Source organism: Citricoccus sp. GCM10030269, assembly GCF_042665635.1.
In the GTDB taxonomy this organism is placed as follows: Bacteria; Actinomycetota; Actinomycetes; order Actinomycetales; family Micrococcaceae; genus Citricoccus.
Genome location: NZ_JBHTCV010000001.1, coordinates 198,193 through 223,497, shown reverse-complemented (window position 1 = coordinate 223,497; position 25,305 = coordinate 198,193). Strand labels below are relative to the sequence as shown.

General features: G+C 66.8%; 29 protein-coding genes. 28 read left to right on the top strand and 1 reads right to left on the bottom strand.

Annotated features, from left to right (window positions below):
• Nucleotides 1-130: 130 nt before the first annotated feature.
• The 22 genes from ACFQQD_RS01090 to ACFQQD_RS00985 all read left to right on the top strand — a co-directional run bounded on the left by ACFQQD_RS01090 (nucleotide 131) and on the right by ACFQQD_RS00985 (nucleotide 17,695).
• On the top strand, nucleotides 131-466 hold the full coding sequence (locus ACFQQD_RS01090) for a flagellar basal body rod protein FlgB (protein WP_378085318.1): 336 nt from the start codon (nucleotides 131-133) through the stop codon (nucleotides 464-466).
• Nucleotides 466-861: a flagellar basal body rod protein FlgC gene (locus ACFQQD_RS01085; protein WP_378085316.1), complete on the top strand. Its 396-nt coding sequence runs from the start codon at nucleotides 466-468 to the stop codon at nucleotides 859-861. Before ACFQQD_RS01090 ends, ACFQQD_RS01085 begins: the two co-directional genes overlap by 1 nt.
• The gene (locus ACFQQD_RS01080; protein ID WP_378085314.1) at nucleotides 861-1,205 is read left to right on the top strand and encodes a flagellar hook-basal body complex protein FliE; all 345 of its coding nucleotides are present in this window, start codon (nucleotides 861-863) and stop codon (nucleotides 1,203-1,205) included. Before ACFQQD_RS01085 ends, ACFQQD_RS01080 begins: the two co-directional genes overlap by 1 nt.
• Nucleotides 1,202-2,893 carry a flagellar basal-body MS-ring/collar protein FliF gene (gene fliF, locus ACFQQD_RS01075; RefSeq protein WP_378085312.1) on the top strand — a complete coding sequence of 564 codons (1,692 nt, stop codon included), beginning with the start codon at nucleotides 1,202-1,204 and terminating at the stop codon, nucleotides 2,891-2,893. The genes ACFQQD_RS01080 and fliF overlap by 4 nt, the downstream gene beginning before the upstream one ends.
• On the top strand, nucleotides 2,890-3,906 hold the full coding sequence (fliG, locus tag ACFQQD_RS01070; protein ID WP_378085310.1) for a flagellar motor switch protein FliG: 1,017 nt from the start codon (nucleotides 2,890-2,892) through the stop codon (nucleotides 3,904-3,906). The genes fliF and fliG overlap by 4 nt, the downstream gene beginning before the upstream one ends.
• A complete protein-coding gene (locus ACFQQD_RS01065) occupies nucleotides 3,899-4,639 on the top strand; it encodes a FliH/SctL family protein (RefSeq protein WP_378085308.1) in 741 nt (246 codons plus the stop codon). Before fliG ends, ACFQQD_RS01065 begins: the two co-directional genes overlap by 8 nt.
• Entirely contained in the window at nucleotides 4,636-5,988 is a 1,353-nt protein-coding gene (locus ACFQQD_RS01060; RefSeq protein WP_378085306.1) for a FliI/YscN family ATPase, read from the top strand. Before ACFQQD_RS01065 ends, ACFQQD_RS01060 begins: the two co-directional genes overlap by 4 nt.
• Entirely contained in the window at nucleotides 5,985-6,407 is a 423-nt protein-coding gene (locus ACFQQD_RS01055; protein ID WP_378085304.1) for a hypothetical protein, read from the top strand. The genes ACFQQD_RS01060 and ACFQQD_RS01055 overlap by 4 nt, the downstream gene beginning before the upstream one ends.
• Nucleotides 6,408-6,433: 26 nt before the next feature.
• Nucleotides 6,434-7,198 carry a C40 family peptidase gene (locus ACFQQD_RS01050; RefSeq protein WP_378085302.1) on the top strand — a complete coding sequence of 255 codons (765 nt, stop codon included), beginning with the start codon at nucleotides 6,434-6,436 and terminating at the stop codon, nucleotides 7,196-7,198.
• Between the two features lie 578 nt (nucleotides 7,199-7,776).
• Entirely contained in the window at nucleotides 7,777-8,628 is an 852-nt protein-coding gene (locus ACFQQD_RS01045; RefSeq protein ID WP_378085300.1) for a flagellar hook-length control protein FliK, read from the top strand.
• 68 nt (nucleotides 8,629-8,696) lie between these two features.
• The gene (locus ACFQQD_RS01040) at nucleotides 8,697-9,158 is read left to right on the top strand and encodes a flagellar hook assembly protein FlgD (RefSeq protein WP_378085298.1); all 462 of its coding nucleotides are present in this window, start codon (nucleotides 8,697-8,699) and stop codon (nucleotides 9,156-9,158) included.
• Between the two features lie 59 nt (nucleotides 9,159-9,217).
• The gene (locus ACFQQD_RS01035) at nucleotides 9,218-10,390 is read left to right on the top strand and encodes a flagellar hook protein FlgE (RefSeq protein WP_378085296.1); all 1,173 of its coding nucleotides are present in this window, start codon (nucleotides 9,218-9,220) and stop codon (nucleotides 10,388-10,390) included.
• 13 nt (nucleotides 10,391-10,403) lie between these two features.
• Nucleotides 10,404-10,664: a flagellar FlbD family protein gene (locus tag ACFQQD_RS01030; RefSeq protein WP_378085294.1), complete on the top strand. Its 261-nt coding sequence runs from the start codon at nucleotides 10,404-10,406 to the stop codon at nucleotides 10,662-10,664.
• 4 nt (nucleotides 10,665-10,668) lie between these two features.
• On the top strand, nucleotides 10,669-11,541 hold the full coding sequence (locus ACFQQD_RS01025) for a motility protein A (protein WP_378085292.1): 873 nt from the start codon (nucleotides 10,669-10,671) through the stop codon (nucleotides 11,539-11,541).
• Complete coding sequence (locus ACFQQD_RS01020; protein WP_378085290.1) at nucleotides 11,542-12,405, top strand: flagellar motor protein MotB; 864 nt, start codon at nucleotides 11,542-11,544, stop codon at nucleotides 12,403-12,405.
• A 122-nt stretch (nucleotides 12,406-12,527) separates the two neighbouring features.
• Nucleotides 12,528-13,439 (top strand): flagellar motor switch protein FliM, encoded by a 912-nt coding sequence (locus ACFQQD_RS01015; protein WP_378085288.1) that lies wholly within the window; start codon nucleotides 12,528-12,530, stop codon nucleotides 13,437-13,439.
• Complete coding sequence (locus tag ACFQQD_RS01010) at nucleotides 13,436-14,179, top strand: FliM/FliN family flagellar motor switch protein (protein WP_378085286.1); 744 nt, start codon at nucleotides 13,436-13,438, stop codon at nucleotides 14,177-14,179. The genes ACFQQD_RS01015 and ACFQQD_RS01010 overlap by 4 nt, the downstream gene beginning before the upstream one ends.
• 1 nt (nucleotide 14,180) lies before the next feature.
• On the top strand, nucleotides 14,181-14,669 hold the full coding sequence (locus tag ACFQQD_RS01005) for a FliO/MopB family protein (RefSeq protein ID WP_378085284.1): 489 nt from the start codon (nucleotides 14,181-14,183) through the stop codon (nucleotides 14,667-14,669).
• Nucleotides 14,666-15,487 carry a flagellar type III secretion system pore protein FliP gene (fliP, locus tag ACFQQD_RS01000; RefSeq protein ID WP_378085282.1) on the top strand — a complete coding sequence of 274 codons (822 nt, stop codon included), beginning with the start codon at nucleotides 14,666-14,668 and terminating at the stop codon, nucleotides 15,485-15,487. The genes ACFQQD_RS01005 and fliP overlap by 4 nt, the downstream gene beginning before the upstream one ends.
• 48 nt (nucleotides 15,488-15,535) lie before the next feature.
• The gene (fliQ, locus tag ACFQQD_RS00995) at nucleotides 15,536-15,808 is read left to right on the top strand and encodes a flagellar biosynthesis protein FliQ (protein WP_378085280.1); all 273 of its coding nucleotides are present in this window, start codon (nucleotides 15,536-15,538) and stop codon (nucleotides 15,806-15,808) included.
• A gap of 16 nt (nucleotides 15,809-15,824) precedes the next feature.
• Nucleotides 15,825-16,586, top strand: coding sequence for a flagellar biosynthetic protein FliR (locus ACFQQD_RS00990; RefSeq protein ID WP_378085278.1), 762 nt, complete (start codon nucleotides 15,825-15,827; stop codon nucleotides 16,584-16,586).
• Nucleotides 16,583-17,695 (top strand): flagellar biosynthesis protein FlhB, encoded by a 1,113-nt coding sequence (locus tag ACFQQD_RS00985; protein WP_378085276.1) that lies wholly within the window; start codon nucleotides 16,583-16,585, stop codon nucleotides 17,693-17,695. Before ACFQQD_RS00990 ends, ACFQQD_RS00985 begins: the two co-directional genes overlap by 4 nt.
• Before the next feature lie 151 nt (nucleotides 17,696-17,846).
• On the opposite strand, the gene ACFQQD_RS00980 is transcribed toward ACFQQD_RS00985, so the two are convergent.
• On the bottom strand, nucleotides 17,847-18,941 hold the full coding sequence (locus tag ACFQQD_RS00980; RefSeq protein WP_378085274.1) for a hypothetical protein: 1,095 nt from the start codon (nucleotides 18,939-18,941) through the stop codon (nucleotides 17,847-17,849).
• 369 nt (nucleotides 18,942-19,310) lie between these two features.
• On the opposite strand from ACFQQD_RS00980, the gene ACFQQD_RS00975 reads away from it, so the two are divergent.
• From ACFQQD_RS00975 to tsaD, 6 genes are all read left to right on the top strand, one after another.
• A complete protein-coding gene (locus tag ACFQQD_RS00975; protein WP_378085272.1) occupies nucleotides 19,311-21,371 on the top strand; it encodes a flagellar biosynthesis protein FlhA in 2,061 nt (686 codons plus the stop codon).
• Nucleotides 21,358-22,437 (top strand): hypothetical protein, encoded by a 1,080-nt coding sequence (locus tag ACFQQD_RS00970; protein ID WP_378085270.1) that lies wholly within the window; start codon nucleotides 21,358-21,360, stop codon nucleotides 22,435-22,437. Before ACFQQD_RS00975 ends, ACFQQD_RS00970 begins: the two co-directional genes overlap by 14 nt.
• A 27-nt stretch (nucleotides 22,438-22,464) precedes the next feature.
• Entirely contained in the window at nucleotides 22,465-23,007 is a 543-nt protein-coding gene (locus ACFQQD_RS00965) for a hypothetical protein (protein WP_378085267.1), read from the top strand.
• A gap of 239 nt (nucleotides 23,008-23,246) precedes the next feature.
• Entirely contained in the window at nucleotides 23,247-23,585 is a 339-nt protein-coding gene (locus ACFQQD_RS00960) for a hypothetical protein (protein ID WP_378085265.1), read from the top strand.
• Nucleotides 23,586-23,743: 158 nt separating this feature from the next.
• On the top strand, nucleotides 23,744-24,070 hold the full coding sequence (locus ACFQQD_RS00955) for a sensor histidine kinase (protein WP_378086072.1): 327 nt from the start codon (nucleotides 23,744-23,746) through the stop codon (nucleotides 24,068-24,070).
• Nucleotides 24,071-24,121: 51 nt separating this feature from the next.
• A complete protein-coding gene (gene tsaD / locus ACFQQD_RS00950) occupies nucleotides 24,122-25,288 on the top strand; it encodes a tRNA (adenosine(37)-N6)-threonylcarbamoyltransferase complex transferase subunit TsaD (RefSeq protein ID WP_378085263.1) in 1,167 nt (388 codons plus the stop codon).
• The last annotated feature ends 17 nt before the right edge of the window (nucleotides 25,289-25,305 follow it).

Here is a 25,305-nt window from a genome sequence, read left to right as displayed (position 1 = left end):
GATGTCCGTGGCGTCCCGAAAGGGTCGCCCGCGTCCGGAGTTCTGCGCATGTCCATGAGGGCAGGTGAGAACGACGAGTGCACTTCACGGCCCGGCCTCGGGTCCGTGGGTCTGTGGGAAGGGGAGACAGTTGTCCGTGACAGTCAATGCTCTGGAGTCAGCCCTGGACGGGTTGGCGGCGCGTCAGCGTGCCATCGCGAACAACCTCGCCAATGTCAACACTCCGCTGTTTCAGGCCACCAAGGTCCAGTTCGAGGAGCAGCTCGCTCACTCGATCGCGGAGGGGAACGGGCGGGTGGCTCCGGCCGAGAGACCCTCCCTCGAACCCACCCGACTGAACGGCAACAACGTCAACGCGGACACCGAGGTGCTCTCCAACGAGGCCACGGTGCTGAGCTACCAGTTCGCCTCTCAGGCCATCAAGTCCAAGCTCTCCGGAGTCTCCACGGCTGCGAGGACCTCCTGATGCCATCATTCGAAGCGATCGGCATCGCCGGCACCTCGATGTCCACCAACCGCCGCTGGATCGACGCCACCGCCGACAATCTGGCCAACATGAACACGGTCACCTCCGCGGACGGTGACGCCTTCCGTGCTCGCTACCTCGAAGTCGCCCCCAACGAGGCCAGTCAGGGAGTGCAGGTCACCGGTGTCCAGTACGGCGACGCCGAGGGCGTCCTCTCCTATGAGCCGGACCACCCGGAGGCCAATGAGGAGGGCTACGTCCGCCGGCCGGACGTGGACATGGGCGTGGAGATGGGCAACCTGATCATGGCCCAGCGCTCCTACTCCCTGGCCTCTCAGGTCGTGGACAAGGCCAAGACCGTGTACCAGGCCGGCATCGAGATCGGACGCAACTGATGCCTCTTGACGCGCTCAACTCCGTGGCGGCCCTCTCGGCTCTGTCTCCGGCCGTCCAACCCAGCCTCCCGACGTCGGCCCCGCTGCCGGGCGTTCCGCCCACCACCGACATTCACCCGGCGGGGGGCTCCTTCGGGGCCCAGCTCGCCGGTCAGGTCGACGCGCTGCAGGCCGTCCAGGGCGAACGTGACACCCTGAGCCTGAAGGCGGTGACCGGTGACCTTGAGGACATCCACCAGGCCACCATCGCCGCCGCCGAGGCCTCAGCGACGATGGACCTGATGGTCTCGCTGCGCAACAGCGGACTGCAGGCCTTCAACGAACTCATGAGGATCCAGGCATGAGCAGCATGAGCAGTCCAGCCGCGCTGCCGTCTGGCCGGCGTTCGGCCGGCGGTGCCGGCGGCTGGTTCCGGGGGATCGCCGACCGGTTGTCCGAGATGTCCTTGGGGCAGCGCCTCATCGCCTCGCTGCTGGCCGTGCTGTTGGTGGCGGGTGGCATCTTCGCCGCCGTCCAGATGTCCAAGCCCACGCTGTCCCCGCTGTTCACCGGTCTGTCCTCGTCTGACGCGGCCGCCGTCGTCGACCAGCTGAAGTCCGCTGGTGTCGAGTACGAACTCTCCGACGGCGGCACCACCATCCTGGTTCCGGACGACGACGTCTACGACCAGCGCCTGGCCGCCGCCGCAGCCGGACTGCCCTCCGGCGGGGGCACCGGGTACAACCTCCTCGACGAGGTGGGCATCACCTCGTCAGAGTTCCAGCAGGACACCACGTACAAACGCGCGCTCGAGGGGGAACTCGCCGCGACGATCGGACAGATGGAGGGGGTGGAGCAAGCCTCCGTGAAGCTCGCCCTCCCCGAGGAGACCGTCTTCGCCGCCGAGCAGGGTGAGCCGACCGCCTCGGTGTTCCTCTCTACCCTGCGTGGTGGTCTCAGTACCCAGCAGGTCCAGGCCGTGGTCCACCTGGCCAGCGCCTCGGTGGAGGGCATGGATGCCACCAACGTGGCCGTCGTCGATTCGACCGGCAAGGTCCTGTCCGCCGTCGGGGAGGGGCCCCTGGACACCAGCGGTGGGGATCAGGAGCGCTCCGCCGCCGTCAACGCCAACGTCCAGAAAGTCCTGGACAACCTGGTGGGCCCGGGCAACTCCACCGTCGCCGCGACCGTCCAGACCGCCCGGTCCACGTCTGAGACCGTCTCTGAGGAGTTCTTCGACCCGGAAGGAGGAGTCAAAGCCCTCACTGAGGATGCCACCACGGAGGACTACACCGGCGGCGGCATGCCCGCCGGGACCGGCGTGCTCGGCCCGGACAACGTCGCCAACACGGAGGCCGACGCCGGCGGCAACGGCGAGTACACCTCCGAGTCCGAATCCCGCACCAATGCCGTGGACAAGACCACCACCTCCACCACGACGCCGGCCGGAGACGTCGAACGTCAAACGGTCGCCGTGGCCGTGGACGCCGCGGCGGCTGCCGGTCTGACCGATGAGCAGGTCACCGACCTGGTCTCCACGGCCGCCGGGATCGACGCGGCTCGTGGGGACACCGTCACCGTGGAGATCATCCCCTTCTCCACCGTCGCCGCCACCGAAGCGCAGGAGGCTCTGGATGCGGCCGCAGCGGCTGAGGCGGAGGCCGCCCGCGACGCGCTGATCCGGGATCTGCTCCTCTACGGGGTCGTCGGCCTCCTGTTGATCGTGGCCTTCGTCGTGTGGCTGATCCTGCGCCGCCGACGGACGGTGGAGACTCTGGAGGACCTCGGGGAGACCTCTCCGCTGCCGGCGCTGCTGGACCGTTCCAGTGGCCCGGACACCGGCCAGATTCCGGCTATCGAGCACCCGGCCGGCGCCACATCAGGAACGTCGGGTCCTGCCGCGACCGGGCCGGAGACCCAGGCACTGGGAGCAGTCCTCTCGACGCCGACCGAGCTCAGCCCGGCTGAACGGGTCCACCGGGCCGCCGCCGAAGACCCGGCACGGACCGCGGAGATGATGCGCTCGATGATGGAAACGAAGGAGCTGGCGTGAAGCACGTTTCCCGGATCGGTACCCTCAGCGGTGTCCAGAAGGTCGCAGTCCTCTTGATGGATCTGGAACCGGCCGTGGCCTCGCAGGTGATGTCCCACTTCACTCAGGACGAGGCGCATGAGGTCTCCGCCGAGATCATGCGGATGAAGACCGCCACGCCGGAGATGGTGGACGCGGTCATGTCCGAGTTGGCCGTCATGGTGGACTCGGGCCGGGTTCCCGCCCGGGGCGGTGCTCTGCTGGCCCGTCAGCTGATCTCCGGGGCCTTCGGTGAGGACCAGGCCGGAGATGTCATGGACCGTGCCGAAGGCGTGCTGGCCGGCCGGGCCTTCGAATTCCTCGACACCATGGACGCCAGTCAGATCCTGGCTCTGGTTCGCGAGGAGACTCCGCAGATCATGGCGGTGGTGCTGTCCAACCTGGATCCGCGGACCGCCTCGGCCGTGTTGTCCGGTCTGGACGAGCAGGTCCGCAACGGGGTGGCGTTCCGCATCGCCACGATGGGGTCCCCGTCCACGGATGCCGTCCAGGCCACCGCCGAGATTCTCAAGACGCGGGTGTCGTCAGTGGCTACGGCACGGGAGCAGGCCAATGTCGGGGGAGTCCAGTCGCTGGTGGAGATCGTCAACCGGGCTGACTCGGCGACCGAGCGGGGCGTGCTGGAGTACATGAGCGCCACCGACCCGGAGCTCGGCGAGGAGGTCCGGAATCTCATGTTCACCTTCACGGACCTCAGCCGGTTGGACGGCAGGGCGTTGCAGCTGGTGCTGCGCAGCGTGCGCACCGATGTCCTGGCCCGCGCCATGCGCGGTGCCGACCCGGCGCTGGAAGAGAAGATCCGCGCCAACATGTCCTCGCGCAACGTGGTCGCTCTCGACGAGGAGATCCAGTCCACCCCGCGACTGCGCGCCTCCGAGGTGGAGGAAGCGCGCGGAGAGGTGGTCCGCCAAGTGCGGGCACTCGAGGCCGAAGGCGAGCTAGATCTGCACTCGCAGGAGGACGAGTATGTCTGAGCTGATCGCCCATGGCCACCCCGGTCAGCACGAGACCCGTTCTGGAGGCCAGCCCGGATACCGACCTGAGTATCGTGCCGTGCCCGCTACCGTGGTCTCCTCACCCGTGGTGGACGCCGCCGTGATCGAGGGCCGCGCCCGGGGGTACGTCGACGGACTCAAGGCGGCCCAGGGGCACGCCGACGCGCTGGAGGACGCCCGTCAGGCCGAGCACGAGCGATTGATGCGTTCCACTCGCGAGCGAACCGAGCAGGCCCTGACCTCCCTGGAGCGCGCGGCAGTCGAACTGTCCGCCTCCATGGTCCACGCCTTGGACAATGCTGAAGACACCATCTTCGAGGTCGCCTGCCAGGTGGCCGAGATCATCTTGGACGCAGAACTCTCCGATGCCTCCGTCGCCGCGCGCTCAGCGATTCACCGCGCCCTCAGCACCCCTACGCCGTCCCCGGTGCACACCATTCGGTTACATCCCGCGGCCGTCCGCGTGGTGACGCAGGCCGGCCAGCCGCCGGCCGGCGTCGTGCTCCAGGAGGACCACACGCTCCCGCCGGGCGGCGCCGTGGCCGAATACGACGACGGTTGGCTGGAGGCCGGACTCGAGGACGCGCTGGCGCGCGTCGGCGACTATGCGGCACGTCTCCGGAGGGGCTCTGCTGCTGAGCCGGCTGTTGGACGGGCTGCTGAGCCGGCTGACGGATCGACGGCTGTGTTCAGCGGGGAGGTGGCCCGATGAACCGCCCGACGCCCGTCCTGTCTCGGATCATGACTCGGCACGCCGATTCCCTCCGCGGACTCACCGCGCCGGTGGCTCGCGGAACGGTGGTCTCGTCGCAGGGACTGCGCGCCGTCATCGGGGGGCTCGCCGTCGCCGTCGGAGACGTGGTGACCGTCGGTCGGGGGCCAACTCGCACCGAAGCGGAAGTCGTGGCGGTCAACCGCACTGAGGCCACCGTCATGCCGCTGGCCGACGGTTGGTCTCCCGCGGCCGGAACGCCCGTGGAACGCCGAAGCCGTGGAGGCCAGGTTCCGGTGGGTCAGGGACTCATCGGGCGGGTCATCGACGCCCTGGGGCGGCCTCTCGACGGCAAAGGACCCATCCACGACACCCTGCTCGTCCCGGGACACCATTCGGCCCCGCACGCTCTCCGCCGAGCCCCCGTGAACCGTCAGCTCGGCACCGGCGTGCGCGCAGTGGACACCTTCACTGCTCTCGGCCGTGGTCAACGCATCGGCTTGTTCGCCGGCTCGGGCGTGGGCAAGTCGTCGTTGCTGTCCATGATCGCCCGCGGCACTGACGCTGAGGTGTCCGTCATCGCGCTGGTCGGCGAACGAGGCCGGGAGGTCCGTGGTTTCATCGAGGACGACCTCGGGCCCGAAGGGCTGGCCCGCTCCGTGGTCGTGGTGGCCACCGGCGATGAACCGGCCATGATGCGCCGCAAGGCCGCCTTCACAGCGACCCGGATCGCCGAGCATTTTCGAGACGAAGGCCGCCACGCCGTGCTGATGATGGACTCCCTCACACGCGTGGCACTGGCACAACGGGAGATCGGGCTCTCCGCCGGGGAACCGCCGGCCACCCGCGGCTATCCGCCATCCACGTTCTCTCTGCTGGCCCAACTGCTGGAGCGCGCCGGAACCGACCGGGACGGTTCGGTCACCGGGATCTACACGGTGCTGGTGGACGGTGACGACCACAATGACCCGGTGGCCGACTCCGCCCGATCCATCCTGGACGGTCACTTGGTGCTGGATCGCGCGCTCGCGGTGGCCGGGCACTATCCCTCCATTGACGTCCTCGCCTCGCTGTCTCGCTGTGCCTCGGCCGTGACGTCCGCCGCGGACCGAGCGAACATCACGACCGTGCGCCGGGCCCTGGCCGAACAGCGGGATGTGCAGGATCTGATCGACGTCGGCGCCTACGTTCCCGGCACGCGGCCCCTCGCCGATGCAGCCCTGGCCGCTCGCGGTGAACTCGACGGGTTTCTGCGTCAGGACATGGACGACTCGACGCCCCTGGCTGAGGCATGGGCGCGTGTGGGCGGACTCGCCGCTCGCCTGGACGCCGAGAGGCGGGCCGCGTGATGGCCGGATTCAAACTTGCCTCCCTGCTGAGAGTCCGCCGAACCCAGGAAGACCAGGCCATGGCCACCCTCAGCCAAGCCCAGCAGTCCGCTCGCGGGGAACAACGCCGAGCCGTCGAGGAACGGGCGCTGCTCGAGGACCTGGGCGGTCAGTCCGTACTGTCTGCCGCAGGCATCGCCCGGGCCAGCGCGGCGCACCAGCTTGCCGAGATCCGTGCCGCCCGAGAGGTCGCCGACGGTGAGGTGGAGGCCGCCGAGCAAGCGCTGAAACTGGCGCGCCAAGCCCGTCGCAGCGTGGAATTGCTCAAGGAACGCCATGACACGCGAATGCGCGAACTCGAGGCGCGGTCCGAGCAGCTGCTGATCGACGATCTGACCTCGACGCGTCATCACCGGAACCCTGGGCAGAGGGAGTCGTGATGGGCCTCGCAGCGGTTGAAGGGCGAATGGCGCAGATCGAGTCCACTCTGTTAAGCCTGTCCCCGCAGCAGGTCTGGGTGGCCGGCGGAGTCACCAGAGTCGCCGGTGCCGGCGGCATCATCGGTTCCGGCGGATCGGTGTTGTCGGCCGAGTCCTCCGGCCAGGAGGATCCCTTTGCGGCGATGGTGGAGGAGGCGCTCAATCCGGCGTCAGCGGACGGCAGCGGAACCTCTGCCGGTACCGGATCCACGTCCACGCCGGATGCCATTGCGGTGTCGGTCCCTGGCGCCACGACCACGACCACGGGCAGTCCGGTCAGCTCGACCAGCACACGGGGAGGTGCCGGCAGCGACTTCGGGGACTCGATCGTCGAGACTGCCCGGAAGCATCTCGGCGTCCGCTACACCTGGGGCGGAAACTCACCGTCTCAGGGTTTCGACTGCTCCGGACTGGTCAAGCACGTCATGGCTGAACTCGGGGTCAGCATGCCGAGGGTGGCTCGCGATCAGGCCAAGGTCGGCACGGAGATCGGTTCCTTGGCCGAGGCACGACCGGGCGATCTGTTGGGCATGCGCAACGGCTCCCACATCGCCATCTTCCTCGGCGGAAACAAAATCCTACACGCGCCCCGGCCGGGGGAGACCGTGTCCATCCGATCGCTGTTCTCCTGGGATGACATCGACACCATCCGCCGCGTGGTGCCGTCCGGAGCGGGCGCCGCCTCCGGTGTCACCACTGAATCCGGTGCCACTCGCGCCGCCTTCGAGCAAGTGGCCGGAGCACTGTCGTGATCACCTCATCGGTCAGCTCGCTCAACCCCGGCCCGACGCCGGACCCGTCACGCGGCCCGCGTTCGTCCGGTCCCAGCGGCGGCTTCGCGAACAGCCTGCGACATGCGTCGGCTAAACAGGCTCAGGGCGGTCCGTCTCAGGGCGGTCCGTCTCAGGGCAGTCCCGTTCACGGCAGTCCGTCTCAGCGTGGTCCATCCCAGGGCAGCCCAGCTCAGGGTGCGAATCCGGACGATTCGTCCCGGTTGCCCGAGGGTTTCACACCGGTTCGCGCCGGTCGGGAGTTCTTCAGGCCAGTCTCGGTGGACGGACACGCCGCGTCCGACCAGGCGGCCGACCACTCGTCCGACCACGCTGGTCTTCCTGACGAGGGTGATCTTCCCACCCTCGGTGGAGGACCCCTACCCGGTCCAGATGACGCCTCCCACACGGGTTCGGAGGATGTCATGGCCACCGGCTCGGAGCATCCAGTGCCGGCGACAGAGCAGTCATCAGTCACAGCACCGATGACTCTGACATCCAGGGCAACTGAACCATCCAGCGCAACCGAACAGACGGTCGTGAGTGGAGTGCATCAGGTCGTGAGCACGACGTTCGACCCGCTGCACCATCCGGCGCACCGTGTTCAGCCCACGACGATCAAATCCTCGCCGATCCAGTCCGTGGTCGTCGGAGCAAGCCCGCCGTCCACTGCATCGTCCACCGCGCCGACCACTGCATTGACCACTGCGCCGACCACCGCTGCCGCGTCGGGCACTCCTGCCGCCGTGGCGGTGGCTCCCGCAGTGGAGTCGGGTGAATCAGCTGCAGCGACTCCCGGCTCTACGACGACTCCCGGCGCTGCGGCGACTGCCGGTTCTGCAGTGGCTCCGGTGGTGCCGCCCCCGCCGGTTGCCTCGCCCGGCCCGACGGTGCGTGCCTGGACGGTGCAACAACTCTCCACGCCCATCGCACAGGTGGCCGGCCAGGCTGTCACTCGCCCAGACGGCACGCAGGTGATGGTCATCCGCATCAGCCCCGAGTCACTGGGGCCGGTGACCCTGGAGGCCACCCATCGTGACGGCGTCGTGCGCCTGGAGATCGCCGCGGGGACTGACGCCGGGCGGGAGAACCTGCGCTTGGTCCTCGGTGAACTGCGCCGGGAACTGGCGTCAGCGCACACTGGCGCCACGCTCGACTTGTCCACCGGAAGCCGAGATGCCGGCGGCCGGGACGCCAACGCCAGCAACCAGGGTGCCGGCCATCACGGCGCCGGTGCCTCTTTGAATGACCGCACCGGCCAGGGACACGAACCGGAGAAAGATGACGTCGGGACGGCCAGCACCGCGACCACCGCTGATGGTGCCATGGCGAGTCCGGGTGAGCCCGGCGGATCTGCGGAGCACGGCACCGATCGCGACCACGATCCAGGCGGCTTGGACGTCTACGCCTGATCCGCCACTGCATGCATAGACCATCAGCCACCTCGCCACTCAACGGAACCAATTTGAAGGAGCCACGGATGCCCGAGCCGATCACCCCGGTAGCCACCGGAGCACCGACCATCACGCTGGACACCGCACGCCAAGCACGCGAGGCCGCCGCCGGACCAGCCCAGGAAATGAACGAAGAGGTCTTCCTCAAGCTGCTGGTCACGCAATTGCAGAACCAGGACCCGTCCTCGCCGATGGACACCAACCAGATGGTGTCGCAGGCGGCACAGCTGTCGATGACCGAAACCCTCAACGGGATCTCGAAGACCCTGCAGAGCCAGACCGCTGCCGGCTCCATGTCCACGGCATCGGCGCTGATCGGGCAGGACGTCGAATGGCTTCAGTCCGACACCGGGCTTCCGGCCACCGGCACCGTCACCGGCGCACTGTTCCAGAACGGGGAAACCCTGCTGGAGGTCGCCGGCGGCGACCAGACCGTCACCTTGAGTCAGATCACCGCCCTGGCGGCCCGCGCCACGGCCGAGGACTGAGTCACCACTGCCCACCCACCAGAAGATCCCACCAGTCGATTCCACAGGAAGGCACCATCATGCTTCGTTCACTGAACACCGGAGTCTCCGGCATGAGTGCGCACCAGCAGATGCTGGACACCACGGCCAACAACATCGCCAATGTCAACACCTCCGGATTCAAGGCCTCCACGGTCACGTTCCAGGACACGCTGTCCCAGATGACCCAGAACGCCGGGGCTCCCGGCACGGGACTCGGTGGGACCAACCCGGCTCAGGTGGGTCTCGGTGTGCGCACTGCCGCCATCACGACTGACCACTCCACCGGCGCCATGATGTCCACCGGCAAGGCCACGGATCTGATGATTGGCGGCGAGGGGTACTTCATGGTGACCAAGGGCGGTGAACAGCTCTACACCCGTGCTGGCGGGTTCGGTCTGGACGCCGAGGGCAACCTGGTCACCGTCGACGGCGCCCAACTCAATGGTTGGCTGGCCGGTGCCGACGGCACCATCCAGACCGGTGCGGCCGTCCCGTTGACCATCGACGCACTGGCGACGTCCCCGGCTCGCGCCACCACCTCGGCGCAGATGGGCGGCAATCTGCCTCAGAATGCCGAGATCGGCGAGACTCGCGTGCGCGAGGTGACCGTCCGAGATGGCTCCGGCAACGGGCGTTCCTTGACGCTGACCTTCACCCGCCAGGCCGGCGGCTGGGCAGTCGCCGGCCAGGATGCCAACGGGGCCACCGGCAACGGCTCCGTGTCGTTCACCAACGGAGTCCAGGCCGGGGCGAACACCTTGGCCGTCGGAGGAATCTCGGTGGACCTGTCCGCATTGACCGGATATGCGGACATGGACACGTCCGCCTTCACGGGTCAGGACGGTGCAGCGGCCGGCACCATCGAGGGCTTCTCCATCGCTCAGGACGGCACGATCAACGGCACCTTCTCCAATGGCGACCTGCGCGCCGTCGGGCAGGTGGCCATCGCGACGTTCGCCAACCCCGCCGGCCTGGAAAAGGCCGGCTCCTCCGCCTTCCGTGCCACCGCCAACTCCGGCGAACCCACTCTGGGTGCTCCCGGCGCCGAGGGCTTCGGTGCCCTGGCCGCCGGCACACTCGAGGGGTCCAATACGGACCTGTCCAAGGAGTTCACCAACCTGATCATGGCCCAGAGAGGCTTTCAGGCCTCCGCGCGGATCGTGACCACCTCGGACGAAGTCCTGTCCGAACTGACCAACCTCAAGCGATAGCGGACCGACGGCCATGATCTTGTTGACCACCCTGCGCGGAGACCGGTTCGGGCTCAACCCCGACCTCGTCGAAGAGATCCGCGCGAACGGGGCCAATTGCGTGGTCACCATGATCACCGGCCGGTCCTACACCGCCCGTGAGGACATCGATACCGTCCAGGCGATCCTCAATGACCACCGGGTGGATCTGCTGTGGCATGCCGCCCAGGAAACCGGTGAGACGCACGTTCAGCGGACCGGTTACCTGACACCCGTACTCGACCAGGAGGAGTAATCCTGTGGATCCTTTGATGATCATCGGCCTCATCGCCGCCTTCGCCTCACTCTTCGTGATGGTGTTCATGGAGGGCGGGGCCATTTCCTCGCTGTTCCTCGTCGCCCCCATGATCATCGTGTTCGGCGGCACGATCGCGGTCTCGCTGATGGGCACCACGCTCGGCGATCTGAAGAACGTGGGCAGGATCTTCGGGTGGGCAGTCAAAGGCAAGATCCGTCCGCCAAAAGAGGTGATTGACGAGGTTGCCGACCTCTCCGCCAAAGCACGCGGTGGTTCCCTGCTGGAACTGGAAGCCGAGGCAGAGAAAGCCGAGGACCCCTTGGTTCGATCGGCCATCACCGGGCTGGCCGACGGACTGGACTCGGACTCGCTGGCCGACTTGCTGGAGGCACAGAAGAACACCCGCCGCGACGAGGTCATGTCGGTCTCGAACTGGTTCTCGCAGATGGGCGGCTATGCCCCGACCATCGGAATTGTGGGAACGGTGGCCTCGCTGATCCACGTCATGGAGAATCTGGCGCAGCCGGACGAGCTCGGCCACATGATCGCCGCCGCGTTCGTCGCCACACTCTGGGGCTTGCTGACGGCCAATTTCTTCTGGCACCCGATCGCCACCCGCATCCGGCGACTGTGCGAGTTGGAACAGTCCAACATGGAACTGGTGGTGGAGGGCGCGCTGTCCATCCAGGCCGGTGTCAACTCCACCGCGCTCAACGACCGCCTGCACGCCTTGGTGCCGGACTACCGGCTGGACACCAAGGGCAACAAGACCGGCAAGGGCACAGATCCCGACGGCGGGGGCTCCTCCAGCGGGACCACTCGCGTGGGCACCGGCGCGACCTCCGGCAAAGCCGGGAAGTCCCGGGCGGCCTAGGTGGCACGACGGCGCAAACGGCATGACGGCAATCACCCGCCCGAGATGGATGAACGATGGGCCGTCTCGTACCTGGACATGATGACCGTCCTGTTCCTGACGTTCGTGGTGCTGTTCTCCATGTCGTCCATCGACGCGGGCAAATACGACCAGCTCAAGAACGCACTGGCCACCGGATTCGGGCAGAAATTGACCGACCTGGATGATCGACAAGCCGGCCAGCCCATCATGGAACCGGGCAAAGACGCCGTGGATCCCGCGCATCCGGTTCCTCCCGAGGACACCGCCACGCAGCCGCCGGAACCGCCGGCTCAGGAACCCCGAACCGCTCGGGAGAAGCTGGAGGCCATCCGCGCCGGGGTGCAGAGCAACCTGAAGGCCATGAACCGCGAGGCCGATGTCGAGTTCGCCCAGGTGAACGGGGCCCTGGTCATCCGCATCCTCTCGGGCGAGACGCTGTTCAGCCCGGACACCGCGGCCCTGTCCGACTCGGCACGAGAGTTGTTGGCCGGCATCACTCCGGTCATTGAGGCTGAGGAAGGCACCGTCTCGGTCGAAGGTCACGCCGATTATCTGGAGCCACGCAACTACGAGACCAACTGGGAACTCTCCGCTGACCGTGCCGTCCAAGTCGTGCGGCACATGGTGGACGCTCAAGGACTGCCGGCGGCCAGCGTCTCGGCCACCGGTTTCGGAGACACCCGCCCCCTGGACGGTGAACGGGACAATCTGGATCGCAACCGGCGCGTGGACATCGTGGTCAACGCCCGTGACGATCCTGCCACGACTCAGAAGACCCCGGACGATGCCGCCGAAGCGGAAGCGCGGAGGAGTTCGCCCCAGGCGACCACTCCTCGGACGTGAGATGAGACGCCCACGGGCTGGCCGGCGTCGGGCAGCAAATCTGACGGCCGTTCACCGGCGGCGGGCATAGGGGACTGCGCACACCGCAGTTACCCGGTCCGCTCGAAGGAGGTCCCGTGGGTATGGACGACGTCACCGTGGCGGCCCCCGCCGGTCACACCGTGGTTTCCGCACAGCCGGTGCCCTACGACTTCCAGCGGCCCACCACGCTGGCCCGGGAGCATTCCCGGATCCTGGACGTGGCCTTCGACACCTTTGCTCGCCAGTGGTCATCGCAACTGGCCACCCGCCTGCGCACCAAGGCCACGGTGACTCCACTGCCCGCGGCGCTGGCGACCTACGACGCCTACACCGCCTCACTGCCCGCACTGACCTGCATGGTCCTGCTTCATGTGCCCGGGGCCGAGACCCGCGGCATCCTCCAGCTGCCGGTGAGCACCGCTGCCGACTGGGTGTCTCGGATGCTCGGTTCCGACGGCGAGTCACTGCCGGCCCACCGCAAGCTCACCGGCACGGAGATCGGCATTCTCCGACGCACCCTCACCGCCGCCATGGACGACCTGGCGTACTCCTTCACCGGTGTTCTCGACGCCGCCCCCGTACCGGACCTCGCCGTGCACTACAACCCGGGCTTCGCCCAGGCCGCCGCGCCCACCGATCTGATGGTCGTGGCCGGGTTCACCGTCACCACCGGGTCGGGCGAACCGGCATCGTTCAGCCTGGCTCTGCCCTCGGACTCCGTGTTGCCGAAGCTGGGCTCCTCGAATCCCGTGGACACCGGTCAGGATGCCGCCCGGCTCGCCATGGAGCAACTCACCGCCACCCCCGTGGAGGTCCGGCTCGAGGCCAACCCGGTGCGGATCAACTCGATGGCCCTGCTCAAGCTGCAGGTGGGGGACGTCCTGCCGCTCACCCACACCTCGAACCGTCCCTTCAACGTCACCGTGGACGGCCACCATCTGGGCTCCGCGGTGAACGTGGTGGACGGATCCCGCAAGTACATGAAGATCGTTGAAACGGAGTTGGACCAGTGACCGAAGCGAATCTCCCGCCGATCGGTGGGCACACGCACCCGAACGGCATGGACACGGTCACCGGGATCGTCTCCGCCACCGCGGCCGCCCTCCCGCTGGCCGGTCAGATCGAGACCCGGTCGGTGGATTCGGCGGAACAGCTGCCTGCTACCGGACAGCCGCTGGTCTTCCGCTCCGTCGGCTGGCCCGGCAGCATCACTCTCGCCCTGACGGCCAGCGCCCAGTTGCCGGACCTCGTGGCCGACGAGCCTGCCGCGGCGCTCAAACCGGCCGTGGACTCAGGGTTGTCCACTGCCGGTGCCGTCGGACCCTCCACCGTGGAACCGGCGCCTGCTGGCAGCACGCCGTTCGTCGCGAGTCCCCACGAGAGTGCACCGAGGCTCTTCGTGGTGACCGTGGACGGCACGGACGCCCTCGTGATGGCCGTGCACGAAGGCGCCTCGTACGATCGTCCCTCCCGAGACACCAGCGTGGACGAGGACTTCTTGCGCAACGTCCACCGGATTCGCGGCGTGGACATGGAACTGTCCGTGGTCATCGGCCGCACCACCCTGACCGTCGCTGAACTGCTGCGGATCAAGCCCGGGCAGGTGCTCGAGCTCGACCGGGCTGCCGGCGCCCCCGCCGACGTCCTGGTCAACGGACGCCTGCTCGCCTCCGGAGAGGTGGTGGTCCAGGATCTGGACTTCGCCGTGAAGATCACGTCCATCCGGGACGAGAACGCAGAGGTTCTGGGCTGAGATGGAGTTCGGCCAGATCATCCAGGTCGTGCTGTCCCTGGGCATCGTCGCACTCGCGCTGTTTCTGTCCGCCCGACTGGCCCGTCGACGCTTCAGCTCCGGTGGTGACGACGCACTGCACGTCATCTCGCGTCAGTCGGTGTCCCGGACCCAGAACCTCGTGGTCGTGGAGACCAATGGTCGCCGCCACCTCGTGGCCTTCACCGATGGTGGCGCCCACACGCTCGACACCTGGGCCGCCCCGGAGCGTGTGACCTCCGCGGTGCCGGACCGTGCAACGCCCTCCATCGCGCCGCGACGCGCGTCGCCGTCCGGCCCTGCCTCGTCGATGAGTCGGTCTTTCGGATCCCCGGCGGGCCGGCCGGAACATCGCGCACCACGGGAGTCCGGCAGCTTCGCCGCCATGCTCACAGCCCTGCAGACGGGGACCCAGTGGACGGGGCTGGGCCGCAGGGCCGGCTCTGCCTCTACAGAAGACGCCCGACCGTGAGATCCTCTTCCCGGACGACGACCGTCCTACCGGTGCTGGCCGGAGTGCTGCTGGCCGTCGTCGGGCTTTGGCTGTTGACCGTGGTGGGCGCGTCACCCGCGGCCGCCGACACGCTCGACCCCGCACCCGGCACCGATGGTGGCGGCAACGGTGGGGACAACGGGCTGTCCATTGAGATCAACGGGCCCGATGGCGAACCGTCCTCCTCGGTCCTGACCCTGCTGGGCATCGGTGTGCTCATGGTGGCGCCGTCACTGGTGCTGATGTGCACGTCCTTCACCAAGGTCTTCGTGGTGCTCTCGATGACCCGCAACGCCCTGGGCTTGAACACCACCCCGCCCACTCAGGTGCTCGCCGGGATCGCTCTGATCCTGACGGTGTTCATCATGCAGCCGGTGATCTCCGAGATCATCGATGTGGCGATCACTCCCTACGTCGACGGTCAGACCGTCTTCACCGAGGCCGTGGATCAGGCCCAGGGCCCCCTGCGCGAATGGATGCTGCCCCTCACACGGGAGGAGGACATCGCCCTGATGACCCGCTCCGCCGATCTGGAGAATCCGCAGACTCCAGCGGACACACCACTGGCCACCTTGGTGCCGGCGTTCGTCATCTCGGAATTGCGGGCCGCATTCATCATCGGCTTCGTGATCTTCGTGCCGTTTCTCATCATCGACCTGGTGGTGTCCTCGGCTCTGATGTCCATGGGCATGATGATGCTTCCGCCGGTCATGGTGTCCCTGCCGTTCAAGATCCTGCTGTTCGTGCTCGTGGACGGCTGGGGACTGATCATCAGCTCGCTCGTGGGCACGTACTAATCGGGTGAGTCGCGTAGTTGTGAGTCACGTAGTGGAGAGGAGGCGGAGATGGACCAGAACGCCGTGGTGGACCTGGGAGTCCAGTCCCTGCTGACAGCTGCCAAGCTCTCGGCACCGTTGTTGTTAACCGCGTTGGCGGTCGGCCTCGGGATCGGTCTGCTGCAGTCGGCTACTCAAGTGCAGGAGATCACTCTGTCCTTCGTGCCGAAGGCGATCGCGGTGGCCATCGTCCTGGCGTTGGCCGGATTCTGGATGATCCAGGAGATGGTCACGTTCACCCAGTGGTGTTTCAGCCAGATCCCCCACCTGATCAACGGCTAGACGGGTCGGTGCGGACATGGACGTGACGCTGGACATGGCGTGGCTGCAGGCCTACCTGCTGGTGCTGCTGCGGACCACGCTGTTCATTGGCATTGCGCCGCCGTTCTCAAACAACTCCTTTCCGTGGCGGGTCAAGGGGCTCGTCGCGGCCGGTCTGGCCCTGCCCTTCACCGGACGTGTGGAGATTCCCGACGGCGGCCTGGGCGCCGGGGCGCTGCTGGCCGCCGGTACCGCGGAGGCGGCGACGGGCGCCGTGCTCGGTGTCCTCGTGATGGTCGCGTTCGCGGCCGTGGCCTCGGCGGGATCGTTGATCGACCTGGCCTCGGGATTCCAGATGGCCACGGTGTATGACCCGGGCTCCATGGTCAACGGAGCGCAGTTCACCCGGCTGTTCCAGCACGGGATGATCGCCATGATGCTCGCCGCCGGCGCCCACATCCCTCTGTTCCTCGGGTTCGGCACCTCCTTCGACGCGGTGGCTCTGGGCGAGTTCCCGGACATGCCCTCTGCCGCCGAGGCCGCCGGTGCCGCCTTCACGGGGATGTTCGCTGCCGCTGCCCAGATCGCGGCGCCGTTGATCGCGGTCCTGTTCCTGGCCGACATCGGGCTGGGACTGCTGACCCGGGTGGCACCGACGCTGAACGCCTTCTCACTGGGCTTCCCGCTGAAGATCCTGGTGACGCTCGCCTTCGGCGGGATGGTGTTCGGGGCGCTGCCGATGGCCGTCGGGCAGTTGACTGACTCCGCGGTGGAGTTGCTGCGGGAGGTCGGGCCATGACGTCCGAGGCCGGTGAGCGCACTGAACAGGCGTCCGAACGGCAGATGCGCGATGTCCGGAAGAAGGGCAAACTCGGACGTTCGGCAGACGTGTCGGCGTGGGTGGTGGTGGCGGCGGTGGCCGTGATGATCCCGACGACCCTGATCGCCGCTCAGGGGGCCGCGACGGACAGTCTATTTCAGCTCACCCGCGCAGCCCAGGAGGCCGACCCGAAGGTGGCCCTTCAGGTACTGATCCATGCGGGGGAGTCGCTGGGCGTCGTCATCCTGCCCTTGTTGGCCGTGGCGATGCTGGCCGCTGTGGTCACACCGTTCCTTCAGGGGCCGGTGACGTTCCGATCACTGGCCCCGAAATTCGACCATTTCAGTCCGGTTGCCGCCGCCAAGAAGATCTTCGGTCCTCAAGCATGGTGGAACGCGGCGAAAGCCCTGCTGAAATCGGCTGCGGTGGGCTTGCTGATGTATTGGATGATCCAGGCTGTGGCCAGTGGACTGATGGGCGCCGGACTGCTGCCCTTGGAGGCCGTGACGGGGGTGATCACCACAGCGGCCCTGCAGTTGCTGTGGTTCTCCGTGCTGGCCGGACTGGTGATGGCCGCCGCTGACGTGTTCGTGGTCTCGAAGCGCAATCGCAAGCAGACCCGCGTGACCAAGGACGAGGCCAAGCGTGAACACAAGAGCGCCGAGGGCGACCCGCAGGTGAAGTCTCAGCGGCGCTCGCGGCAACTCTCGCTGTCTCGCAACCGGATGATCGCGGACGTCTCCAGCGCCGATGCCGTGGTGGTGAACCCGGTGCACGTGGCGGTGGCAGTGCGCTACCAGCCCGGTGACGCCGCCCCGGTGGTGGTGGCCGCCGGCAAGGGTGAGGTCGCAGCCCGCATCCGCGAACGAGCTGAGGCCGCCGAGGTACCGCTGATCAAGAACATTGAGCTGGCCTGGATGATGCACCGGCACTGCCGGGTCGGGGCGCCGGTGCCTCCGGAGCTCTACGGGGCGGTGGCCGTGGTCATCGCCTTCACTCTGAAGCTGGATGCCCGCGTGCATCGGCGGCGGAAGGGCCGCATCCACTCACTGGCTGACATCCCGCTGCCTGCGTTGGCGACTGAGTAGCAGTGTGTGGCCCTCACCGGCCGTGCCCGATCCTCCGCCCCGCGCCCGCCCCCTGACCCCCCGCATCGAAGTAGCACCATTTGTCGAGTCCTCCGTCCCCGGTCGACAGATCGTGCTACCTCGATGGCAGTTGTTCCACTACTCCACTCGTTCACTCGATCACTCGGAACTCCATGGGACTGAGCTGCTGGGTCTGCTGCTCGATGGCCTTGGCCAAGCGGTCAGTGAAGCTTCGCCACCCTCTGGCGGTGAACACGCTCGAATCGACCCGCAGTGTCTGCCAGTCGCGCATCCTCAGTTGTTCGTCCCGATTCATGTCCGACCGGTACTGCTTGGCCTGAGAGAAGTGGTGCTCACCCTCGTACTGCAGAGCGATCCGCCACAACCGATAGGCCAGGTCCGGGAGTGCCTCCCAGCCATCGTCGAATCGCAACCGGGGATTGACGTCCGGCTCTGGCCACCCGCTGTCCACCAACCTGGTTCTGAGCCGGGATTCGCGTTCAGAGTCCACTCGTTCTCGCAGCAGCTCCAGCGCGATCCGGAGATTCCGGATGCCGGGCACACCGCGGCGCCGTTCCACGAGTTCGCGGAGGATCTCCCTCGACGACAAGGGATTCTGCCCGAGGACACCCATGGGCCGGGGTGGTCCATCCGCCCGTTGCAACAGAGCGTCCCCGGCGGCCACCAGTTCGTGAACGGTCAGTCCCTGTGAGGCCAGTTCGGTCCACGTCCATTCCGGTGACGTGATTCTGACATCGTCGATGGTCCTCAGGTCAGTGTCACGGGCCTTGTGGACGAAATGGCCGACGGCGCCCAGGTACCGGGGCATGCTTCCCTCACCCCGGACGCGGGAAAGGTGTAGGCGGGTTGTTCGCATCCGCGAGGGAAGCCATATTCCCCAGGTTTCGGCGGCCGTCTGGTGGCTGATGACCAAAGACGGGTCACGAAGCGCCAGCATGCGGCCCAGCTCGGCGTTGCTGTACTCGCGCGGTGTCGGATCCGTCTGCTGGGCAGTTTGTTGGGCACTCTGCTGGTGGTCCGGTTGGTGGTTCTGTAGGTGGCTCGGCTGGTGGCTCCGCTGAGCAGAGGGTTCTTTCATGATGCTCTCCGCGGCGGAATTGATCCGGAGGCCCGAATACGGAATCTTCAGCCCGCTCCGGTAGAGCCGGTAGTTCGTCAGGCGAAGTTCGCGGGCCTTGTCGATGGTGAAGACGTCCGGCGTGGACTGTCGGCGGCGTGGGCTCATCCTTCCATTGACCGGCGCCGCGTCTCCGAGTGGGGTTCTGGACGGTTCCACGGTGGATGGATCGAGGAGATTGGCCCTCTGTGCAGGAGCAGACACTACCCATCTCTGCACCACCCACCCTCTGCACCACCCACCCTCTGCACCACTCCGAATCGAGGTAGCACGATGTGTCGAAATTCCGGCTCGGATTCGACACATCGTGCAACCTCGATGCAGGGGTCGATGCAGGGGTCGATGCAGATCGACGCGGCTCGCCGCAAGGAAGCGCATCAATCGGACGCCCGTGCACAGTTCAACTGCATAGAGAGTCTCGGAAGTCGCCCAGACCACCATGTGGAACAGCGAACCGAACGAAGAAGGCAGGCACCTGTGAACCTGGCGACGCTCAAGCCGCTGGCGATGCCGATCGGTTTCGTGTTGATCGTGTTGCTGCTCATCGTGCCGGTTCCGGCGCCCCTGTTGGATCTGCTGATTGTCGTGTCCATCTCGTTGGCGCTGGTGATCCTGTTGAACACCATGTTCGTCCGGCGACCACTGGACTTCTCGATCTTCCCGTCCCTGCTGCTAGCCGCAACGATGCTCCGACTGGGCATCAACGTGGCCTCTACCCGGCTCGTCCTCGGGGAGGCCCACGCCGGCCAGGTAATCGACGCCTTCGGTCAGGTGGCTGTGGGCGGCAACATGATCATCGGCTTCGTGGTGTTCCTGATCCTGATGATCATCCAATTCGTGGTGATCACCAAAGGCGCCGAACGCGTCTCCGAAGTCGGCGCCCGGTTCACCTTGGACGCCATGCCGGGCAAGCAGATGGCCATCGACGCCGATCTCTCCGCCGGGCTGATCACCGAAGACCAGGCCCGCACCCGGCGCACCGAGGTCACCGCGGAGGCAGACTTCTACGGTGCCATGGACGGTGCCTCCAAGTTCGTCAAGGGCGACGCCATCGCGGGCATCATCATCCTCGTGATCAACCTCGTCGGCGGCGTGGTGGTCGGTATGGCCATGCATGGCATGGAACTGATGGAGTCGTTGGAGACGTACGCCCTGTTGTCCATCGGCGACGGGCTGGTCACCATCATCCCGTCGGTGCTGATGGCCACTGCCACGGGCATGATCGTCACCAGGTCCACTGCTGACGAGGATCTCGGCACCTCCACGTCGAGGCAGTTGTCACAGTTCTCCACTCCGCTGGTTGTGGCCGGCGTGGCAGCCATCGCCATGGGCCTCATCCCGGGTATGCCACTACTCACCTTCGCCGCACTCGGCGTGGCTCTCATCCTGGCGGGCCGCGCCGCCGGCAAAGCCCGGGTGAAGAGAGAGGCAGAGGCTGAAACACAGAAGGCCGCCGGTGAGGCCGCAGCTGGACCGGAAACCGACCCCGGTCAGGAACTCCTCCAGCGCATGCGCACCTCTCCGGTGGAAGTCCACCTCGCCACCGACATCGTGGATCTGGCCAACGGCTCGCCGGACGACCTCGTCGCACGTATTCGCGGTGTCCGCGAACAAATGGCACTGTCGTTGGGATTCGTCGTCCCGCAGGTCCGCACGCGGGACAATGTCGAACTGCCGTCGGGAACGTATCGCATCCTGATTGCCGGGACGTCGGCAGCCGAGGGACAGGCCCCGGCCCGGAGGCTACTCGCCCTCGGTGGTGACCTCGCGGCCCTACCCGGTGCTCCAACCCGTGAGGCGGTCTTCGGACTCGACGGCAAATGGATCCCCGAGGAGATGCGGACGACTGCCGAGATGGCCGGGTCGGCTGTCTTTGACCGCACCACAGTGGTCACCACTCAGCTGGCCTCCGTGATCGAGCGCCACGCCTCCCGCCTCCTTTCCCGCGCCGATGTACAGATGATGCTCGACGCGATCGCGGCCGATTCACCGGAAACCGTGGAGGATGTGGTGCCCGCATTGGTGCCCGCCTCCACGGTCCACCAGGTACTGCAGGGGCTACTCGCCGAGGGTGTGCCCATCAATGACCTGGTCCGCATCCTCGAGACGATCGCCCAGCGTGCCGGAACCTCCAAGGTGGTCGAACACTTGGTCGAGTCCTGCCGCGTGGCGCTCGCTCCAGTGATTGCCGAACGGGCCAGCCAGGACGGGGTACTGACCGCCATCACCCTGGATCCATTGTTCGAACAGGGTCTGTTGGAAGGTCTGCGCACCGGACCCGAAGGTTCCACGATCACCGGTTCACTGGAGGTGTTCAACCGCCTAGCGGACGGTGTTCGCTCGGCAGTGGCCGCCCGAGTAGCCGAAGGCGAGCAGCCCGTGCTCGTGTGCGGCGAGGCACTGCGAGCCGATCTCGCCCGCAAGCTGGATTCCTGGTCCGTGGACGTCGCCGTGCTGTCGTACACCGAGGCGTCCTCCCAGCCCGGCTTGCAGGTGAGGACCGCGGCGACCGTGGGCGGCGAGCGTGCGCTGGCGTAGGAGCGTCACGGCACAGACGCTGCCGGAGCTCGCAGCCGAGGCCGAACGGTATTTTCCGCCCGGCACCACATACTCGATCTACAGCATCCGCGAAGATGTGGCCGGCCAGACTCATACGAGCTATCGGGCCGATGCACACCCCGACGGCTCACCCGGCCAGTATCAGACGCGCGCCGGCGGCGTCTCGGGCGCGGCTCCTCAGACGCACGACGCCGGCCCGGTCACCGGCCGCATCGTCAGTCAGCGCCCCGCCGGCGGCGTTGCCGGCTTCAACCCCGCCACCGTCAAAGAGATACCCGCATGGAAGCCCGGTTCCATCCCGACGGCGGCATTGCAGTCCGGCCCTGACCTGAACTCTGCATATGGTCTCTTGAGCGATGCTCCGAGAAATCCGGGGACCAGGGATGGCAGCGGCGGGAACAGGGACAGCAGCGACCGAGTCGACCACATGGAGAGCGCCGACCCGGTACACGGTGATCGTCAACTGGGTCCGGAATTCACGCACGAGATGTTCGCGACCGAGGATCCTCAGCTGCAAGGTCTGTTGGAGCGCGCAGCACCGGACGGTGCTTCAGAAAACCCGGACGGTGCTTCGGCCGGAACGGCCACGCCGAACGAGCCGGTACATCAGGCAACGGCCGGCGGAATCCGCTTGGTGTTCGCTGGATTGATCGACGACGCCGTCGAAGCCGCCGAGCAGTCCGATCACCACAAATGGTCCGCCGCAGGTGTCCTCAACGGTGGCCAGGCCGGGTCGATGGTCGTGTGCTACGGGCTGGGGGACGGGTCCGACGTCGAGCGGCTGGCCGAAGGACTGAGGCGCTATGAGCCGATGACGCTGATACTGGCGGTTGATCCCTCACGCAAGCACGCCGACACCCAGGCGTGGGTTCGGCGGGTGACCAAGGTGATCGAGCCGGCGTCGTTGGTCTCGGTGTCGCGCGTGTGGACCACCAGCCCCGGCACTGTTCACGACCTCGGCTACCCGGTGAGCCTCCCGTCCCACGTCCCGTCCCCTGTGTCCGCTGAAACCCCAGAATCAGCAGAACGTTCTCGCCCACAGTGAGCGGAGCTGCCGCCATCGTCACGCGGGGTGATGCGCAGTCGTCCGGAACTGACCGCCGCCGCGGTGATTCTGCGCATGTTTCAGGGTATGAATCCAGCAGGAACTCAGGAATCCCAGGAGCCCATGGTGCACGATTTCCATGCCGCCGACGATGCTCCCGGTGCGGCCACCGAGACGTGGCAGGACATTGCTGGGCAGTACCGCCTCGACCACACCGGTCCGGAGTGCCTACTGGATGCCGTGGAGGACGTGCTTCTGGAACTCATGGAAGCGCTGTCTGAACGGGCCGCGCGGGAATGGAAGGCCGGCAAGCTCGGACTGGCTAGGCGTACCCGACGGTACCGGGGCCGAGTCCGTGAGTTGTACACGTTGGCCGAAACGGTACCGCAGGCGCAAATGGCCGCCTCAGCACTGGAACTCGGGGCACCGGCTTGGCTGTTCGACCGAGAGGATGGGAAGGCCTGGCGACGGGAGATCACTGCGCTAAGTGCTTACGCGTCCTGGGCCGTCACCGTCCATGGCAGATCCGACGACCAAGCCGGCCAGGATCCCGCTGAGCCCGCTTCTTAGTCCTCGCTCGCACTGCGTAGCTGACACATCGAAGTAGCACGAAGTGTCGATTCCAGCAGAAGAACCAGACACTTCGTGCTACTTCGATCTAGGCGTGCATATCAGCAACGATCGGTTCCGTCAATGGGGAGGCATCCCCATCCTTGCTGCTGGTCGCGCCACTGCCTGCTGAATAGCGTGGACGCATGTGGAAAAACGCGGGTGCCCCATCGGGTGGAGTGAAGATTCTCGACGGTACCGTGACTGCTTCCGCCCGCTTCTCAGGCTCCGTCTCCGGAGTCCTCACGGTCCTGTCCGGCATCACCGTGGACATCACCGGTGTCCTGGAAGATGCTGTCGTTTCCGGTGCCGGCACCGTTCGCGTCAGTGGCTTGATCGCGGAGGTCTTCCGCCGCGGTGACGGCGACCTGCTGGCGAGTGTCGGATCAGTGCTGGCGCCGATGGATCCCGACGGCCCTTGGCATATTCTGCGGGACGACGGCACCTGGGTTGATCTCGAGAACCTGGTGTTTCCGGTCGTTGACGCACAGGGTGGGATGTCGGCCGACCAGAATTGGTATCCAGTCCCGACCGTCTGAGACTCACCGGTCATTTCGGGGCATCAAGCACGCAGATCATTCAGCACAATGCGGGGCGTATACGGTCACGGTTCCGCGGGCGTCAACGGTGAACACCATGGAAGTTCCCGTGCCTGGCACACCGTTGATGACCGGAGTGACCGTAGTTCTCCACTGCCCTGGCCAAATACACGCCCGACGGCGGTGCGGTCACCGTCTCCCTCCGGACCGTCGACGATGGCCCGGGCGAGTGGGCGGAACTCGAGGTGGCGGACACGGGGATCGGCCTGGCTGCATCGGAGAAGGCAAAGCTCTTCACGAATTTCTACCGCTCCGAACACGTGCGCCGGGCAGCCATTCCGGGGACAGGCTTGGGGTTGGCCATCACTCAAGGCTTCGTCCGCGCACACGGCGGCGAGATCGAGGTGTCATCCGAGCCGGGGGCCGGGTCGGTCTTCTCAGTCCGCATCCCGGTGGGCGGTCCACCGGAGACCCCCGGCGAGTGAGACCCGAAGCGGTGACGTGCGCTAAGAGGGAGCAGTTCTAGACTGGACTCCATGCCCGACTCCGCCGCACCCCGCCTCGATTCCGGATCGATCCCCGCGGATTTGAGCGCCGACCGGTCCGCCGCCCCGCTGGTTCTGGGCATCGAGACCTCGTGCGATGAGACGGGTTTCGGCATCGTCCGTGGCACCGAACTGCTGGCGAATGCCGTCGCCTCATCCATGGCCGAGCACGTGCGCTTCGGCGGCGTCATCCCCGAGATCGCGGCCCGTGCCCATCTGGAAGAGTTCACTCCCACCCTGCAGCAGGCCCTCGACACGGCAGGGGTGCGCCTGGAAGACCTCGATGCCATCGCGGTGACCTCCGGACCCGGACTGGCCGGTGCCCTCATGGTCGGCGTGGCCGGAGCCAAGGCCCTGGCCCTGGCCACCGGCAAGCCGCTCTATGGGATCAACCATCTGGTGGCCCACGTCGGCGTCGGGATGCTCGACGCCGTGAAGGCCATCGTGGAGGAGGATACGAGCCAGCCTGAGAACCTCGGCGCACTGCTGGTCTCGGGCGGTCACACCGAGATGCTGAAGGTCGATCGACTCACCTCGGACGTCACCCTGCTGGGCTCCACCATCGACGACGCCGCCGGCGAAGCGTACGACAAGGTCGCCCGGCTGCTCGGCGCGGGATATCCGGGCGGTCCCGTCATCGACCGTCTCGCTCGCGAGGGCGATCCCACCGCTTTTCGCTTCCCCCGTGGCTTGAGCGCGCCGAAGTTCGTCGGCACGGCAGAAAAGCCCGGCAAACACCGGCACAACTGGTCCTTTTCCGGGCTGAAGACGGCCGTCGCTCGCTGCGTCGAACAGTTCGAAGCCGCCGGCGTGCCGGAAACAGACATCCCGACGGCGGACATCGCCGCGTCCTTCCAAGAGGCGGTGGCGGACGTGATCACCGCCAAGGCGGTGCGTGCCTGCACCGAACACGGGATCGACCACCTGCTGCTCGGCGGGGGAGTGGCCGCCAACTCTCGTCTGCGTTCCCTCCTGTCCGAGCGATGCGAGGCGGCCGGCGTCGGGCTGACCGTGCCACCGGTGAAACTGTGCACAGACAACGGGGCCATGGTGGCCGCCCTCGGCGCGCAGCTCGTGGCCGACGGCGTCGCACCCAGCGGTCTGGATTTCGCCGCTGACCCCGGACAGCCCGTGGAGAGCGTCTCGCTGGTGGCCTGAGAAGGCATGGGTAGTTG

Coding starts and splice junctions, on each gene's coding strand:
- ACFQQD_RS01085 (WP_378085316.1), top strand. CDS start 466: ATGCCATCATTCGAAGCGATCGGCATCGCCGGCACCTCGATGTCCACC.
- ACFQQD_RS01080 (WP_378085314.1), top strand. CDS start 861: ATGCCTCTTGACGCGCTCAACTCCGTGGCGGCCCTCTCGGCTCTGTCT.
- fliF (WP_378085312.1), top strand. CDS start 1,202: ATGAGCAGCATGAGCAGTCCAGCCGCGCTGCCGTCTGGCCGGCGTTCG.
- ACFQQD_RS01065 (WP_378085308.1), top strand. CDS start 3,899: ATGTCTGAGCTGATCGCCCATGGCCACCCCGGTCAGCACGAGACCCGT.
- ACFQQD_RS01060 (WP_378085306.1), top strand. CDS start 4,636: ATGAACCGCCCGACGCCCGTCCTGTCTCGGATCATGACTCGGCACGCC.
- ACFQQD_RS01050 (WP_378085302.1), top strand. CDS start 6,434: ATGGCGCAGATCGAGTCCACTCTGTTAAGCCTGTCCCCGCAGCAGGTC.
- ACFQQD_RS01040 (WP_378085298.1), top strand. CDS start 8,697: ATGCCCGAGCCGATCACCCCGGTAGCCACCGGAGCACCGACCATCACG.
- ACFQQD_RS01035 (WP_378085296.1), top strand. CDS start 9,218: ATGCTTCGTTCACTGAACACCGGAGTCTCCGGCATGAGTGCGCACCAG.
- ACFQQD_RS01030 (WP_378085294.1), top strand. CDS start 10,404: ATGATCTTGTTGACCACCCTGCGCGGAGACCGGTTCGGGCTCAACCCC.
- ACFQQD_RS01015 (WP_378085288.1), top strand. CDS start 12,528: ATGGACGACGTCACCGTGGCGGCCCCCGCCGGTCACACCGTGGTTTCC.
- ACFQQD_RS01005 (WP_378085284.1), top strand. CDS start 14,181: ATGGAGTTCGGCCAGATCATCCAGGTCGTGCTGTCCCTGGGCATCGTC.
- fliQ (WP_378085280.1), top strand. CDS start 15,536: ATGGACCAGAACGCCGTGGTGGACCTGGGAGTCCAGTCCCTGCTGACA.
- ACFQQD_RS00990 (WP_378085278.1), top strand. CDS start 15,825: ATGGACGTGACGCTGGACATGGCGTGGCTGCAGGCCTACCTGCTGGTG.
- ACFQQD_RS00985 (WP_378085276.1), top strand. CDS start 16,583: ATGACGTCCGAGGCCGGTGAGCGCACTGAACAGGCGTCCGAACGGCAG.
- ACFQQD_RS00980 (WP_378085274.1), bottom strand. CDS start 18,941: ATGAGCCCACGCCGCCGACAGTCCACGCCGGACGTCTTCACCATCGAC.
- tsaD (WP_378085263.1), top strand. CDS start 24,122: ATGCCCGACTCCGCCGCACCCCGCCTCGATTCCGGATCGATCCCCGCG.